Source organism: Citrobacter sp. Cb004, assembly GCF_030337065.1.
Taxonomy (GTDB): domain Bacteria; phylum Pseudomonadota; class Gammaproteobacteria; order Enterobacterales; family Enterobacteriaceae; genus Citrobacter; species Citrobacter braakii.
This window is the reverse complement of the sequence record NZ_JAOWCH010000066.1, coordinates 193,318-208,964: the sequence shown is the minus strand read 5'-3', so window position 1 is coordinate 208,964 and position 15,647 is coordinate 193,318. Positions and strand designations below refer to the sequence as shown.

The following is a 15,647-nucleotide window of genomic DNA, read 5'->3' as shown; positions in this document are numbered from 1 at the left end:
AGAAGATTAAGGATTATACTGCATCAGGAGTAACGGGATCTCTTCTGCCAACACCGGGGGAGAAATGAAAAAGCCTTGAATTTTGTCACAACCAATCTGCATCAGCCGGTCCAGTTCGGACTGGGTTTCCACCCCTTCAGCAAGAACTTCAATACCAAAATTGTGCGCCAGTGAAATTATACCCTCAACAATCTTTGTTGAACGGGTATCGGGTTCAATGCCGGCGATAAATTCCTTATCAATTTTTAAGGTATCAAAAGGATATTTCAACAGATAGTTAAGATTGGCGTGGCCGGTTCCAAAATCATCAAGGGCAATTTTGACCCCGATCGCCTTCAGCTCCGTCATATTTTTAGCCGCGACCTGACTGTCGCACAGCGGCGACGTTTCCGTGACCTCTATCTGGCATCGATGGGGCGGGAGACCACATACAGTAAGATTTTTTCTGACACGTTGGGGTAACAGCGGATCGCAGAATTCAAGCGCGGAAATATTGACGGACAATACAAGGGGCTCTGGCCAACGGGTTGCCACATCCCAGGGAGTGTGGGTAACCATATCTTCAATTGATATGATATTGCCGCTGTCTTCCAGCAAGGTAATAAAAACATCGGGAGAGATCATCCCCATCTGGGGGCTATTCCAACGCATTAATGCTTCAAACCCGCTAATACGCTGATTACGCAAATTAAAAATTGGTTGATAAACCATATAAAGCTGACTGGTATTCAATGCCTTTTCAAGCGCGGTTAACACCTCACTAGAATTAAACATTCCTCTCTCCCTCAACAAATCATAAAAATTAAAAACCAGTCAATATCACTCCCGAATTGTATCTACTATTAGGTGTGTTACATCAGAATAGAATGGCCAGGTTAGGGTAAAAAAGACATACGATGGGTAAATCTGACAATTAATTTATTTAATTCCGAGGTATTGGTCAGTCCCAGCTTGGTGACGACCCTCATTTTATGCGCCTGGATAGTTTTATAATTCAGGCTAACTAACTCTGAAATTTCTCTGGCGGTATATCCGTTTACCAATAAATTCAGAATCTGCTGCTCTCTCTCGGTTAATCTTTTCTGTGAGCGATACAGCCGGGGATTCCATTTCCCGGCTGTTAACGACGCCAGTTGACCGAAATCGCGCAGTGAAGATTTCTCCGTCAAAACTATCGTTTTTTCAACATATAATAACTCTACACATAATTTCGCCACCAAACTATCAGCAATAATTACCACGACATTATTATAAAACTTGAAGCGGTTTTTATTCAAAAACTGCACGATAGTTGAACATGGTTGTTCGTTATCAATGATATTAAAAACCATGGTTTGATGCTGGCATAATGATGACTGATGCAACATATCCTCAAACTGGAATGTTTGTATCGGTACATGTTTACTTGTCAGGTAGGCGAACAAACCGTTGCCCACAAAATTATCACTGCCACACATCAACATCCTGTTCATCGCTCCTTATCAGCATCAAATCTTGTTACTCATTAAAAATTTAATAATAATCTTCTCGACCTCTGCCTCTTCACGACGATTTTTAAAATCGAACTCACATGAAATCTGATGACAGGCATACAATTGATTATCCTCATCAAATTCATTGATCATGACGACATCGATCACTTTCAAATCCAGCTGTAAACTGCCAAACGTATCAAAATCCAGCGCGGCATTTTTAATCACCGCATCTTTATAGAGAAAACGGGAGTTCACATCTTTAACAATTAATGCACAACCGCCCTGCGAGATGTTTTTAATCTTCAGAGAGTAGTTTTCTCCGTTTTTGTAACGACCAAAACAGAAAAAGTCGTAACCCTTCAGGAAGGAAAAACGCTGATTTTGTCGCTGCTGGGCAAAGAAAATCATATCCGGGATGAAGTAGGATAATCCTGCTTGTACACCTGCTGATAAGGTTTGTTCGAATCTGGCACTAAATTTTACAATCCCACTCTCACTGTGCAGGATAAAGTACTGGACCTTTTCAGGAACAATGTCTTCGTGTCCGGAGATGACAAACCGCTCGAAATCAATCTTCTCTAACTGCGTGATAACACTATGGTTTTCACATAAAACTTCAAGTTTCGTTTTCTTGTGCAACTCTTCACGAAGGGTAGCGATGATTTCAAACTTGTTGTCCTTTGCTAATCCAAAGCTCATTCTAAAACCCTTATTTCCATATTTAAGATATGTCTCGCTTTTGGTTACTCACAAAACGCAAGATCAGCATCCACCCCTGGTGCTTAATTACCATAGTGGATTCCATGTCGAACAGTTGGTTAAAAATTAAGTTTTTAACTATCTTTAGCCATTTATTGATACGTAAAAACATTTAATCAAAGTTAATTCTAGCTGAAGCCATGCCTAAAACCACATGAAGTTGTTGGCTAACTATAACAAAAGAGAATAATAAAATTTTTTGAGATGTCATTTTGAGATAACAAATAGCAAGAACTACACAGAAAAAAATAGAGGGAAATGAATGGATTTTGATGGAAGGACCACGCAGTATGCGGACTGGCGTGCTATCGCAAGAAGAAGAGAAAATGCTTACTGCACTATATCATTAACCAGGAATATAGCTCCGACTAGTTATTGTGAAAAAGTGAATAATTATATTTCACCTGTAAAATAAATTTACCTTAGGGCAGAAAAAAGGCCAGCATCCTGCTGGCCCGGTAATTACCGAATCGAACTATAGAGGCTTACTGTCTTACAGAGGGTACAACGTTAAAAATTCAATACTTTTGCTTAATAATTGATCGCGATGAATCTGCGATGATCATCACCGCTCCCGCCAGCATTAATGTGTCTTTCAACACCAGACGCCCGGCTCCGGACAAGTACGGAAAACCGTGGTGCAAATCGCCCAGTGGCATCACCCATGCTTCCGGTGTGGTAATTAAAAATGATAACGTCACAATCGGAGTAGCAAATGCCAGTACGCCACCAATTAATCCCAACCAACGGCTAACAGGATTAGCCAGCACCAGCAATGCGATCAGCACTTCGACTACGCCCAGGCCATTGGAGAACGTATAGGTGTTATTCGCCTTCTGCCATTCCCGCTCCTGCGGTTTAAACTCACCTTCGTGGGTTAAATGCTGCTTATATTCTTCTGGATGTTCATAAAAAAATGACATTACCGGACTATTGGCAACAAATGGCGTAATACTATCGGCTTCGTAAGGTACAAATTTCATTAAGCCAATCCAGATAAAAACAATGGCAATACTCAGGCGAATCAATGTTAATCCAATTCTATCGCCCTTGCTGAGTAAACGCAGATACTTTTCCATTCAGACTCTCCTCACTTGTACAAAATTGCGGTTGCGTGAGTGCTGCTATCAATGCGCATTGAGGTGATTTTCCAGGAAGTTGCCTTATTTTCCTGCGCCAGTCTGGCGATTGCATGTTCAACAACAGAAGGTGCGGCGGCAATTGCCGACACGCTGACGCGGGCTACTTCGACTGGCTGCTGTGCCAGTGCAGAAAATGTCACCGGCGCAGTCAGTAAAGCAGTCAACAATAATGAAGTTTTAAGCATGTTCATTTCTATTTCCATTAACAAGTGATTTCACTCGTAATAGAATAAAACATTGTTGCTTATCTTATTTCCTCCATAACGCCAGAATAACTGTTCATGAGTATTTCTTTATATATGATAAAAAAAAGCCCCACACAGGTGGGGCAATCATGCAAACTATATTATTATTTTATTAGAGAGAAGAGATCGTTCAGTGATTCGCTCATGCTCGGATGAGTAAATATTTGATCGCGCAATGTCGTGTAAGGTAAACCAGCATCCATAACGGTTTTAATGATATTAATCATCTCATGAGAATCCACGCACAGCAGCGATACGCCTAATATCTGTTTCGTTTCGCGATTTACCACCGCTTTAAGTACGCCACGCGTGTCATTCATCACCCGTGCACGCGGGATAGCCGCGACAGGCAGGGTGACAACCTGGACCGCCGCGCCGCTGGCGCGAGCTTGTTCTTCTGTCATCCCCACACGGGAAAGCGGCGGCGTCATAAAGACAGAATACGGTACGTTTTGGCGATCACCGGTGTTACGTAATCCCTCGCCTAACAGGTTGTCGCGCACAATACGGAAGTAATCCAGCGAGATATAGGTAAATTGTAACCCCCCCGTCACATCGCCCATGGCCCAGATATTGTCTGCCGAAGTACGCAGATATTTATTCACCACAATGGCACCGCGCTCGTTGACATCCACACCCGCATTCTGCAACTGCAGATTTTCAGTTGCCGGTTTGCGGCCCGATGCCACCAGTAGCGCATCCACAGTCTGGACGCCTTCCGGCATTTGCACCTGCACCGCGCCGTCATGGGACGAAACCGCCTGCACCCTGGCATTGAGGATAATCTCAACCCCTTTGTCGCGTAAAATGTTGGCGATAGCGTCGGCAATATCCCGATCTTCGCGGGCTAAAAACAGTGGGGCGGCTTCATAAATGGTGACCTTACTGCCAAAGTTGGCAAACATTGATGCGAATTCAATACCAATATAACCGCCGCCCAAAATCCCCAAACGTTCCGGACGTTGCGTCAAATTTAACAACCCGGTACTGTCAAACACACCCGGTGTAGTCATTAACCCTGCCACGTTTGGCATCGTTGCCTGTGCGCCGGTATTAATAAAGATCTTTTCGCCGCTTAGTTCAATCTCGCCTGTTGGCTGCACGACCCGCACCGTATGGTTATCAATGAATTCAGCACGGCCTTCAATCACATCTACATTTTCCAGATCGGCAAGATTATGGAAATTTTTATCACGCAGAAAGCTGACAACGGAGGCCTTGCGCAGCATCGCCGCAGCAAAGTCATGCTGAAGTTCAGCATCGTGTACCAGGGTTTTGGTGGGAATGCAGCCGATATTGATACATGTCCCGCCATACATGGTGTTTGACTGTTCAATAATCGCCACTCGCCAGCCCGTTTTCGCCAGGGTAGCCGCCAGCGTTTTACCCGCTTTGCCAAATCCGATAATAATCGCCTGATACTGATTCATGCTGTCTCTCCGCCATGTCACTGTTCGTTTGTTGAACTGAAGTATAGGTTTAACGATGCATGAACAATGTATCCATATCGCGCAAATTACTGTCAAATCGTCTAAATCACTACTATCTCTCTTCCACTCAATCCATCGGGACAATAAACTAACACCATAAATTTATTTAAGAAATAATGAGTAACAGCGTTACTTTATCTCGACAAGCATCAACAAGAACTGCTCAGGAGTCTTTATGGATGCACTTAGCCGATTACTTATGCTTAACGACCCGCAGGGCTCGATTGATCAAAACTGCCTGCTGAGCAGGGACTGGCAACTGCCGCACGCGGCGGGCGAGCTGTCCGTTATCCGCTGGCATACGGTAACCCAGGGATTTGCTCAACTGGATATGCCAGACGGAACGTCTTCTACGTTACGCCCTGGAACAATAGTCATTCTGCCTCAAAACTCCGCGCATCGGCTGTGCCAGACAGGGGAAGAACAAACGCATATTGTCTGCGGAAGCCTGCGATTGCAGGCATCTTCACGCTATTTTTTAACCGCCCTTCCGGAAGTATTAATACTGGCACCAGAAGATGACAGTCCCATTAGCCACTGGCTGAAGGCCATGATTGCGCTGATGCAGCAGGAATACATCAACGATCTGCCTGGCTCCAACATCGTTTGCAGCCAGCAATGCGCTACGCTGTTCGCGTTAGCCGTTCGCGAGTGGCTAGCCCAGCCGACACCCGCTAAAAATGTGCTGAATTTACTGCTGCACCCAAGGCTGGGTGCCGTTGTCTTCATGATGCTGGAGTCACCGGCTTTTCCCTGGACTGTCGAAGAACTCGCAAAGCGTGCCCATATGTCGCGGGCCAGCTTTGCGCAGCTATTCCGTGAAGTATCAAACTCCACGCCGCTGGCGGTGTTAACCGAGCTACGCCTGCAATTCGCCGCCCAGATGCTGTCACGCGGATCGCAGCCGTTGATCGTTATTGCCGAGTCGGTGGGTTACGCCAGCGAATCATCGTTTCACAAAGTCTTTTTACGGGGATTTGGCTGCACGCCGGGCGAGTACCGCAAACGCGTGAAAGCGCTGGCGGCATAACGCACCGCCTGCTTCGGCAACAAAACCGACGCAGGCGAGCGCTTCAAGGCATTACTTTTGGCTGCGATGCCTGTGCAGCCACATCAGCTTATAAGCTGCCGGAATAATAAACAGCGACAGCAATGGCGCGGTAATCATGCCGCCAATCATCGGCGCGGCAATGCGGCTCATCACTTCTGAGCCCGCCCCTGTCCCCCACAAGATTGGCAACAGGCCCGCGATAATCACCGCCACGGTCATCGCTTTCGGACGCACGCGCAGCACCGCGCCGTGATACAACGCTTCATCCAGCTTATCCGCCGTAAAGGTTTGCGGATTTTCCAGCGCAGGCTCGGCTTCAATAGCATGGCGCAAGTACATCAGCATCACTACGCCAAACTCCGCGGCAACGCCAGCCAGGGCGATAAACCCGGTTCCGGTCGCAACCGACATATGGAACCCCATCCAGTAGAGGAACCAGATCCCCCCTACCAGCGCAAAGGGCACGCTGGTAATAATCAGCAGCGCTTCACCAAAGCGACGGAAAGCCAGATAAAGCAGGACGAAGATAATCATCAGCGTCATCGGCACCATCAGTTTGAGCTTATGGCTGGCGCGTTCAAGCAGCTCGAACTGCCCGGAAAACGCCACGCTGGTCCCCGGCTTTAACTGTACGTTTTCAGCGATCGCTTTTTTCAGATCGTTCACCACCGAAACCATGTCACGGTCGCGGGCGTCGATATAAATCCAACTGGTGGGTCGCGCATCTTCGGTTTTCAACATCGACGGACCAGAAACCACTGTCACATCTGCAACATCAGCCAGCGTGATTTGCTGCTTCATGGGCGTCAGAATGGGCAGATTACGCAGCGCTTCCGGGCTATCACGATAGCTCTGCGCATAGCGAAGGTTAATCGGATAACGTGCAATCCCTTCCACCGTTTCGCCCACCATCGCGCCTCCGACCGCGGAGGTGACAAACAACTGTACCGCGCCGACGGTCATACCGTAGCGGGCTGCGTTCTCCCGATTAATGTCCACATTAATATAGCGCCCACCCACCAGCCGCTCAGCCAGCGCCGAAGCGACGCCCGGCACGGTTCTGGCTACCTCTTCGATTTGTTCCGCCGTGGCGTCGATATCAGCCAGAACGTTACCTGACACCTTTATCCCAATCGGGCTTTTGATGCCGGTAGAAAGCATGTCGATACGGTTACGAATAGGCGGAACCCACAGATTCGCCAGCCCTGGCAAGCGCACGGTTTTGTCGAGTTCGGCGATGATTTTGTCCATCGTCATCCCCGGACGCCACTGATCCTGCGGCTTCAGTTGGATCGTTGTTTCGACCATTTCCAGCGGCGCGGAATCCGTTGCGGTTTCCGCCTTACCGGTTTTACCAAACACACGCGCCACTTCCGGAACGGTCATGATCAGCTTGTCGGTTTTTTGCAGCATATCCGCCGCCTGCGCCGCCGAAATCCCCGGCAGAGTTGACGGCATATACAGTAGATCGCCTTCGTTAATCTGCGGCAGGAATTCACCACCGACTTTATTCAGCGGGTAGATAACCGTCAGTATCGAAAGCACCGCCACCAGCAGGGTGGTTTTAGGCCAATGCAGCACCTTCAACAACAGCGGATGATAAATACGGATCAGGAAACGGTTAAGCGGGTTACTGCTTTCCGCCGGAATTTTGCCACGGATCCAGAATCCCATCAGGATCGGAATGACGACAATAGCCAGAAACGCCGCGCCTGCCATGGCATACGTTTTGGTGAACGCCAGCGGGCCGAACAGTCGCCCCTCTTGCCCCTCGAGCGTGAAAATAGGGATAAACGACAGGGTGATAATCAGCAAGCTGATGAACAATGCCGGGCCGACCTCTACCGAGGCATCGGTAATGACCTTCCAGCGCGTTGCGTTATCCAGTTTTTCATCCGGATGCTGATGTCCCCACTCTTCGAGCCGCTTATGGGCGTTTTCAATCATCACAATCGCGGCATCGACCATGGCCCCGACGGCAATGGCAATGCCCCCAAGCGACATGATATTGGCGTTCAGCCCCTGGAAATGCATCACGATAAACGCGATACACAGTCCCAGCGGTAGGGAAATAATCGCCACCAGCGCCGAACGCAGATGCCACAGGAACAGCGCACACACCAGCGCAACAACGATAAACTCTTCCAGCAGCTTATAGCTCAGGTTATCAATAGCGCGATCGATGAGCTGACTGCGATCGTATGTTGTAACTACCTCAACGCCTTCCGGCAGGCTGCTTTTCAGGGTGTCGAGTTTGGCTTTAACGGCGGAGATCACTTCACGCGCATTTTTACCGGAACGCAGAATTACCACCCCGCCCGCCACTTCGCCTTCACCATTCAGTTCGGCGATCCCACGGCGCATTTCCGGCCCAATCTGCACACGCGCGACATCGCGCAGATAAACAGGTACACCGTCGGCCCCTGTTTTCAGGACGATATTATTGAAGTCATCAAGCGTTTGTAGATACCCACTGGCACGGACCATATATTCCGCTTCAGCCATCTCAACAGACGAGCCGCCCGCCTCCTGATTCGACGTATCCAGTGCAGATTTCACCTCCGCCAGGCTGATGCCATATTGCGTCAGCTTCATCGGGTCGATAACAACCTGGTACTGTTTAACCACGCCGCCTACCGAGGCCACCTCTGCCACGTTCGGAATCGTTTTTAACTCATACTTTAAAAACCAGTCCTGAAGAGTACGTAACTCTGCCAGATCGTGTTTACCGCTGCGATCGACCAGCGCATATTCAAAGATCCAGCCGACGCCCGTGGCGTCCGGTCCCATCTCCGCGCTGACCCCTGCCGGTAATTTTCCCTGAACCTGGTTGAGATACTCCAGTACGCGCGAGCGCGCCCAGTAAGGATCGGTGCCATCTTCGAAAATGACGTACACATAGGAATCACCAAACTGCGAGAAACCACGCACGGTCTTCGCGCCCGGTACCGACAGCATGGTGGTGGTCAGCGGGTAAGTCACCTGATTTTCAACGATTTGCGGTGCCTGCCCTGGATAGCTGGTTTTGACGATCACCTGAACATCAGAGAGATCGGGCAACGCATCAACCGGGGTATTAATGATGGTCCAGGTTCCCCAGATACTGAGAAACAGCGCCCCCATCATCACCAGAAAACGGTTTGCCACCGAACGGCGGATAATCCATTCAATCATTTATCATGTCCTCAGTGTGAATGGGTCGCCTGGGCTGGCTTTGCGGATGCGTCTTGCGCACCACTGTTCTGCGCGCGCATACGGTCCAGTGCGCCAGAGATATTCGCCTCGGAATCAATCAGGAACAGACCACTGGACACCACTTTTTCACCTTCAGTCAGGCCTGAGCGGATAGCCGTCAGCCCTTGAGATTCATGGAATACCGCAACCTGCTTCGGTACAAATCGACCTTCGTTATCGACGGTGATCACCCGTTGCTCGGTGCCTGTATCAATCAACGCCTTAGAGGGGATCAGCAGCATCGGTTCACTTTGCGTTTTCAGTTGCAGGTAAGCATTCATCCCCGGCTTGAGCGCCTCATCAGGGTTATTGACCTGCAAACGGATCTGCAGCGTACGCGTGGTGGCATCGACACTAGGCAAGATATTCCACTTGCTAATGGTGAAAGGCTTATCCGGCCAGGCGGGCACAGTGATGGTAAATTGCGAGGCGTCGTTGATCAGCCAGGCGATAGATTCCGGGACCGACGCGCTGACCCATACCGGGTCCATCCCCTGAATTTTCGCGACCACATTGTCTTTGGAAATGTTCATGCCGGTACGCAAATCGAATGCGGTAATCACCCCATCAATAGGGGCTTTCAGGGTAAAGCGGGTCTGAATTTTACGCGTCGATTTTAAGCGCTGAATATCCGCTTCCGGCATACCGGCCAGACGTAATCTCTCCAGAATCCCTTCCACCTGCGTCGCACTGCCGCCGGTCTCCCGCAGTAACAAATATTCGCTCTGCGCCTCAACCCAGTCGGGAATCGTCAGATCGATAAGCGGCGCACCTTGCTTAATTTTGTCGCCCACGGTTAGCGGGTAAACCTTCTCGATAAAGCCTGCGGAGCGAGCCTGGACAATAACAAACTGGTATTCGTTATAGCTAACGTTAGCCGGGAAAGTTTGCGCATAGTGCAGCGGGCCACGGCGCACAGGTTCTGTTTTCAGACCCAAATTTTGGGTCTGAGTAGGATCGATACGCACGCCAGGCGCTGACGCGCTCGCGGTCTCTTCATCGGCATATTTGGGGATCAGATCCATATCCATAAACGGTGATTTACCCGGCTTATCAAAGCGCGTGTTCGGGTACATGGGGTCATACCAGAACAACACTTTTCTGGCTTCTTTTTGCGAAGCCTGCCCGGTTTCAGCCGTTACGTTTGCTGATGAATAATAAGTATAAATACCGACAGAAATAACCCCACCGGCAATCATGCCAGCGAGAATAAGCGCGGTATTTTTAATATTTAAAGACGCCATAGTGATTTCCATTGCGCGATAGTCTCACCCGAATTTCGAAGAATCCGGGCAAGAATAAAAGAGACCAGCGAGAACGTTATTTACTGATGTGAATATCGCGTAACACAGAGATATTTCCCTGCTGAACAAACGTAAACGCAACCTTATCGCCGGGTTTAATATCGTCAGCCTTGGTGTCGGCAACCCGCGTAAAACGCATCGTCATGGCAGGCCAGTTCACCGCGGGAATGGGATCATGCTTGATCGTGATTTTTTTACTTTCTTTATCAATAGCTTCAATCACCCCGGTGGCGCTAATGACGTCTTCCTGTTGGGCCGCTGGCTGCATGTTCATCATCTCGCCATGCTGATGCTCATTGGCCTGAGCGTTAAACATGACCACAGAGAAAAAGCTAAACAACACGGCTTTGGCGGTAGTATTCATACTTGATGCTCCTGAAAAGTTAATATTAAGGATTACTCCACCCAACCGCCGCCTAAGGCAGCAAACAGCTTAATTTCATTAACCTGTTGGGCGTAATTAAGATCGAGCAGCGATTGCTGCGTAGCGAATAAAGAACGTTCGGCGTCCAGTACTTCGATGTAGCTAACCGCACCATTTTGATAAAGCGCTCTGGCGCGTTGTAAGGTGATTTGCAATGACGTCAGGTAGCGCTGCTGACCGCTAATTTGATCGGCAATGCTTTGGCGCAACACCAGCGCATCCGCCACCTCTTTAAACGCGTTCTGAATTTTTTGTTCGTAATTCACCACCGACTGCTGTTGGCGAATTTCAGCGAGGTCGAGATTGGACTGATTACGTCCGGCGTTAAAAATGGGAATATCTATTTTGGGGACAAAATTCCACATGCCGCTGGTCGCATTAAATAAGCTGGAAAGATCGCTGCTGCTGCTGGAAACCGAACTGGTCAAGGTAATCGACGGGAAAAACGCTGCCCGTGCGGCGCCGATATTGGCATTCGCCGCCATTAATCCGTGTTCAGCTTCCAAAATATCCGGGCGCTGCAACAGGATTTGCGACGAGAGTGATGGCGGCAGCGTTACTGGTTTAATATCCCCGCTGCTGCGCATCTGGTCGTTGGGTAATTTCCCGTACGTACCCAGCAACAGTTGCAGCGCGTTGTTGGCCTGCGCCAGTTCACCTTTACGCTTCGCGATTTCGCTGCGCGTGCTTTCAATCACGCCCCGCGCCTGTTCCAGCGCCAGCACGTTGGTGCTTCCGGTCAGCAACTGCTTCTCAACAAAAGCGTAAGAACGCTGATAGTTTTGCAGCGTTTCTTCGGCAATTTGCAGTTGTGCATAAGCCAGACGCTGATTGAAATAACTTTGCGATACGTTGGAGATTAATGAGATGTGTACCGCCCGACGCGCCTCTTCGCTGGCAAAGAAATTCTGTCGCTCAGCTTCACTCATATTCTTCAGCCGCCCAAAGAAGTCCAGATCGAAACTGAGATTGAGTCCAGCTTCGAATTCACGATCGGTGCTGCTATCACCTTTTAATTTACCGCTGTAAGTACCGCTGGAACCTGCCGTGAGTTGCGGGTAGCGGTCAGCGTCCGTGACGCCATATTGCGCTCTCGCTTCCTGAACTTTTAGCACTGCCATACGTAAATCGCGGTTATTGACCAGCGCCTCGCCAATCAGCGCCTTTACCTGGGAGTCAACGAAGAAGCTCCGCCAGCCCGTGTCCTGATATCCCACCGGTGCAGAAACCAGGGCGTTCTGGCTTAAGGAGAATTGCTGCGGCACAGGCAATGTCGGACGCTGATAGTCCGGCGCCAATGAACAACCGGCGAGAACGAATACAGCGCTGAGGGTAAGAAGCTTAAATTTGCTCATAGTTCTTCTCGTCCTGACCGGACTGATGGCCCTAAAAAATGTAGGAATTTATAGCGTTGTACTTTAACGAAGTGACTCTGTTTAAGCGGTGACAGGAAAATGACAAAACTGTCATTTTCCCAATAACCGATTGCTATCCGATCCCGCTTCCCTAGAATTGAAAGTCCGCACAACCCGTGTGAGAAGGAGAATGCGATGAAGGTGTTGATAGTCGAAGATGAGAAAAAAACCGGTGAATACCTGACGAAAGGCCTGACGGAAGCGGGTTTTGTCGTGGATTTAGCGGATAACGGCCTGAACGGGTACCACCTGGCGATGACCGGCGATTACGACCTGCTCATACTCGACATCATGCTGCCGGATGTAAACGGCTGGGATATCGTACGGATGCTGCGTTCCGCTAACAAAGGGATGCCCATTCTTCTCCTCACCGCGCTGGGTACCATCGAACATCGGGTTAAGGGTCTGGAATTAGGCGCTGATGATTATCTGGTCAAACCGTTCGCCTTCGCCGAACTGCTGGCGCGGGTCAGAACGCTGCTGCGCCGCGGGGCGGCGGTGATTGTCGAAAGCCAGTTTCAGGTCGCGGATTTAATGGTCGATCTGGTCAGCAGAAAAGTCACCCGCAGCGGGACGCGTATTACCCTGACCAGCAAAGAGTTTACGCTGCTTGAGTTTTTCCTGCGTCATCAAGGGGAAGTTTTACCCCGCTCACTGATCGCTTCCCAGGTCTGGGATATGAATTTTGACAGCGATACCAATGCCATCGACGTCGCCGTTAAGCGTCTGCGCGCCAAAATTGATAACGATTTTGAGCCGAAACTGATTCAGACCGTACGCGGCGTGGGATATATGCTTGAGGTTCCTGATGCCCAGTAAACGATGGCGGCGCCCTTTTTCGCTGGCGACACGACTGACCTTTTTTATCAGTCTGGCGACGATCGCTTCATTTTTCGCCTTTGCATGGATAATGATCCACTCCGTGAAGGTCCATTTCGCCGAGCAGGACATCAATGATTTGCAAGAGATCAGCGCCACGCTGGAGCGGATTATTAACCAACCCAACGAGCCAGAATCACGCCGTCTGGAAACGCTAAAAAACGTGGTAGAGGGCTACTCGAACGTCATTATTTCTCTGGAAGACAGTAAGCAGAAAGCCATTTTTCATTCGCCAAATGCGCCGGATCTCCGGCAATTTATCGCCAGCGCAAGACCGGATAAAAATGCCCATGCCAGCGATGTTTTTATTATATCCGGCCCTACACTGCAAACGTCCAAACATATTCACGGACAAAAAACGTCGTCTAACTGGCGAATGATTCGCCTGCCGGTAGGAAAGCTGACTGATGGAAAAGCGGCATATACGTTGTATTTGGCGTTATCGATCGATTTTCATCTGCACTATATTAACGACCTGAAAAACAAACTGATTATGACGGCATCGCTGATTAGCATGATGATTGTATTTATCGTGCTGTTCGCTGTGTATAAAGGCCATGAACCGATCCGTAATGTCAGTCGGCGCATCCAAAATATCACCTCAAAAGATCTTGATGTGCGCCTCGATCCGCAAGCGGTCCCTATTGAACTGGAACAACTGGTAAGTTCGTTTAATCACATGATCGAACGCATCGAGGATGTATTTAAACGTCAGTCGAACTTCTCGGCGGATATTGCCCATGAGATCCGCACGCCAATAACCAACCTGGTCACGCAAACGGAAATTGCGCTCAGCCAAACCCGTAGCCAAAAAGAGCTGGAAGACGTGCTGTATTCCAATCTTGAAGAGTTTGGTCGTATGTCGAAAATGGTAAGCGACATGCTGTTTCTGGCGCAGGCAGACAACAATCAGCTTATCCCGGAAAAGACAGCGCTTAATCTGGCCGATGAGGTTGGTAAAGTGTTCGACTTTTTCGAAGCCTGGGCAGAAGAGCGCGAGGTGGGCTTACGTTTTGAAGGACGCGCATGCTGGGTTTCAGGCGATCCGTTAATGCTACGCCGGGCAATGAGTAATCTGCTTTCAAATGCCATGCGCTACACGCCAAAAGGCGAGTCGGTAACCGTGCGGGTGAAAGAGGCGGATGGCCTGGTCCAGATAGTCGTGGAAAATCCCGGCCCCCCCATTCCCCCACAGCATCTATCGCGGCTATTTGATCGTTTTTATCGGGTTGACCCTTCGCGACAGCGTAAAGGCGAAGGCAGCGGTATTGGCCTGGCGATTGTGAAATCGATTGTTATCGCCCATCAGGGGAAAGTCTCGGTGACATCCGATCAGCTTGCCACCCGTTTTATTCTGACGCTGCCCAAGCATGCGATGTAATTTATGATAATGGCGTTGATACCTTAAACAATTCGAGTTACAGGAAGGCGGCAAGAGAGGGAATCCCCGGTCACTTACTTAAGTAAATGACTGGGGGTGAACGAGCGCAGCCAACGCATATGCAGCTTGAAGTATGACCGGTATATATATCATCACCGATTCTCTGACGTAACCGTCATAGTCCTGTCACGCCGCTGACAGCCCTCACCAATTATAATTTCTTCCGTAAACCCCAACAGGAGAAATATGATGAATAAGATATCCTCTTTTTTCGCTATCGCGTTTTTTATTTCAGCTGGCGTTAATGCGGCCGACACACCCAAAATGCATCAGCAGGCCGCAGCGGCCCATGAAATGATGAATAACAGCGGTGCCCCTGCACATCAACAAATGGCGCAAGAACACGTCGCGCAGACGAATAATTCAACGTCAACGCCATCCCAGGCACGCCCTTTTTCACAAATGAATAAACATGAAAAAGCGATGGTCGTTCACCAGTCAGTGAATAACGGTCATTCATATGCCCATGAGGTTCAGGCCAGGCAGCACCGCGCACAGATCCCCTCGCAAGGGTAACGTTGCCCTGTGTTGAATAAAATGTCCATCAATACGCTATGTATGAATATTGCGGACAAAACGCGCCAGGCAGGCCTGTACATTTACAAGCCTGCGTTCCTGCCGTTAATGTCAATATTAATATTTCTTTAAACACTTCATTAAAAAGTAAATATAATTAAGCGTTTTATCTCACTTGTATAAACTACGTAATTCACCTGCTTGTAATGTTGCATATTACAGCCCCCACACCCTCACCATTAATATAAATTAGGATTCCCCCTGGTATGCGT

At 49.1% G+C, this 15,647-nt stretch carries 14 protein-coding genes; 4 read left to right on the top strand and 10 right to left on the bottom strand.

The genetic code is table 11. The features are described 5' to 3' along the window. Positions 1-6 precede the first annotated feature (6 nt). The 6 genes from OGV65_RS18250 to rclA form a co-directional block, all read right to left on the bottom strand. On the bottom strand, positions 7-774 hold the full coding sequence (locus OGV65_RS18250) for a putative bifunctional diguanylate cyclase/phosphodiesterase (protein WP_286455306.1): 768 nt from the start codon (positions 772-774) through the stop codon (positions 7-9). A 101-nt stretch (positions 775-875) separates the two neighbouring features. Next, complete coding sequence (locus tag OGV65_RS18245; RefSeq protein ID WP_019076223.1) at positions 876-1,463, bottom strand: helix-turn-helix domain-containing protein; 588 nt, start codon at positions 1,461-1,463, stop codon at positions 876-878. A 24-nt stretch (positions 1,464-1,487) separates the two neighbouring features. After that, positions 1,488-2,174, bottom strand: a complete 687-nt coding sequence (locus OGV65_RS18240) for a flagellar brake protein (protein ID WP_047501820.1) — start codon at positions 2,172-2,174, stop codon at positions 1,488-1,490. A 578-nt stretch (positions 2,175-2,752) separates the two neighbouring features. After that, positions 2,753-3,313: a reactive chlorine resistance membrane protein RclC gene (gene rclC, locus OGV65_RS18235; RefSeq protein WP_286455305.1), complete on the bottom strand. Its 561-nt coding sequence runs from the start codon at positions 3,311-3,313 to the stop codon at positions 2,753-2,755. An 11-nt stretch (positions 3,314-3,324) separates the two neighbouring features. Then, positions 3,325-3,561 carry a reactive chlorine resistance periplasmic protein RclB gene (gene rclB / locus OGV65_RS18230; RefSeq protein ID WP_049282516.1) on the bottom strand — a complete coding sequence of 79 codons (237 nt, stop codon included), beginning with the start codon at positions 3,559-3,561 and terminating at the stop codon, positions 3,325-3,327. A 164-nt stretch (positions 3,562-3,725) separates the two neighbouring features. Next, entirely contained in the window at positions 3,726-5,051 is a 1,326-nt protein-coding gene (gene rclA / locus OGV65_RS18225) for a reactive chlorine resistance oxidoreductase RclA (RefSeq protein ID WP_286455304.1), read from the bottom strand. 235 nt (positions 5,052-5,286) lie between these two features. On the opposite strand from rclA, the gene rclR reads away from it, so the two are divergent. Continuing rightward, complete coding sequence (rclR, locus tag OGV65_RS18220; RefSeq protein ID WP_047415069.1) at positions 5,287-6,141, top strand: reactive chlorine-specific transcriptional regulator RclR; 855 nt, start codon at positions 5,287-5,289, stop codon at positions 6,139-6,141. Positions 6,142-6,192: 51 nt separating this feature from the next. Here rclR and OGV65_RS18215 read toward each other — a convergent pair whose 3' ends face one another. The 4 genes from OGV65_RS18215 to OGV65_RS18200 form a co-directional block, all read right to left on the bottom strand. Continuing rightward, positions 6,193-9,336, bottom strand: a complete 3,144-nt coding sequence (locus tag OGV65_RS18215) for a CusA/CzcA family heavy metal efflux RND transporter (protein ID WP_047501828.1) — start codon at positions 9,334-9,336, stop codon at positions 6,193-6,195. An 11-nt stretch (positions 9,337-9,347) separates the two neighbouring features. After that, positions 9,348-10,640, bottom strand: a complete 1,293-nt coding sequence (locus OGV65_RS18210; RefSeq protein ID WP_286455303.1) for an efflux RND transporter periplasmic adaptor subunit — start codon at positions 10,638-10,640, stop codon at positions 9,348-9,350. A 76-nt stretch (positions 10,641-10,716) separates the two neighbouring features. Continuing rightward, complete coding sequence (gene cusF / locus OGV65_RS18205) at positions 10,717-11,064, bottom strand: cation efflux system protein CusF (RefSeq protein WP_016152151.1); 348 nt, start codon at positions 11,062-11,064, stop codon at positions 10,717-10,719. Between the two features lie 32 nt (positions 11,065-11,096). Further along, on the bottom strand, positions 11,097-12,479 hold the full coding sequence (locus tag OGV65_RS18200; RefSeq protein WP_065554217.1) for an efflux transporter outer membrane subunit: 1,383 nt from the start codon (positions 12,477-12,479) through the stop codon (positions 11,097-11,099). Between the two features lie 195 nt (positions 12,480-12,674). Between OGV65_RS18200 and cusR the strand changes: the two genes are divergently transcribed. The 3 genes from cusR to OGV65_RS18185 all read left to right on the top strand — a co-directional run bounded on the left by cusR (position 12,675) and on the right by OGV65_RS18185 (position 15,375). Continuing rightward, positions 12,675-13,358 carry a copper response regulator transcription factor CusR gene (gene cusR / locus OGV65_RS18195; RefSeq protein ID WP_016152149.1) on the top strand — a complete coding sequence of 228 codons (684 nt, stop codon included), beginning with the start codon at positions 12,675-12,677 and terminating at the stop codon, positions 13,356-13,358. Further along, on the top strand, positions 13,348-14,799 hold the full coding sequence (locus OGV65_RS18190) for a Cu(+)/Ag(+) sensor histidine kinase (protein ID WP_016152148.1): 1,452 nt from the start codon (positions 13,348-13,350) through the stop codon (positions 14,797-14,799). Before cusR ends, OGV65_RS18190 begins: the two co-directional genes overlap by 11 nt. Positions 14,800-15,048: 249 nt before the next feature. Continuing rightward, a complete protein-coding gene (locus tag OGV65_RS18185) occupies positions 15,049-15,375 on the top strand; it encodes a PcoE/SilE family metal-binding protein (RefSeq protein ID WP_153690762.1) in 327 nt (108 codons plus the stop codon). The last annotated feature ends 272 nt before the right edge of the window (positions 15,376-15,647 follow it).